The 328-nt window shown below is 64.0% G+C and carries 1 protein-coding gene; it reads left to right on the top strand.

Annotated features, from left to right (window positions below; translation table 11 throughout):
- Window positions 1-148: 148 nt before the first annotated feature.
- A partial coding sequence (locus ACG2E4_RS18585; RefSeq protein WP_395277525.1) for a hypothetical protein occupies window positions 149-328 on the top strand: 180 nt, incomplete at its 3' end.

Here is a 328-nt window from a genome sequence, read left to right on the forward strand (position 1 = left end):
CCTGCACCTGTACCCGGACTCCGGGCACGCCTTCCACTGGGAGAACCTCGAGGACTTCAACCCCCGCGTGCGCGACTGGCTGAAGGCCCACGGGTGACGGTCGCGGCAGCATCGATAACACGATAACCACAGATTACTCACTGATTCCATGATCCCACGAGACCCACTCCCCCTTGTGCTTGCTGCTGCGCTCCTGCTGCTGGCAGCGTCCACTGAAACGGCCAATGCCCATGCGCACCCGGCGCCCGGCCCGGCCCACCTGGAAGAGGATTCCCTGCGTGTGCTGGTCTTCTCAGGCACCGGATGGTATCGTCATGCGGAGATCCCG

Origin of the sequence: Halalkalibaculum sp. DA384, from assembly GCF_043951955.1 — a bacterium.
GTDB lineage: Bacteria > Bacteroidota > Rhodothermia > Balneolales > Balneolaceae > JAMQKA01.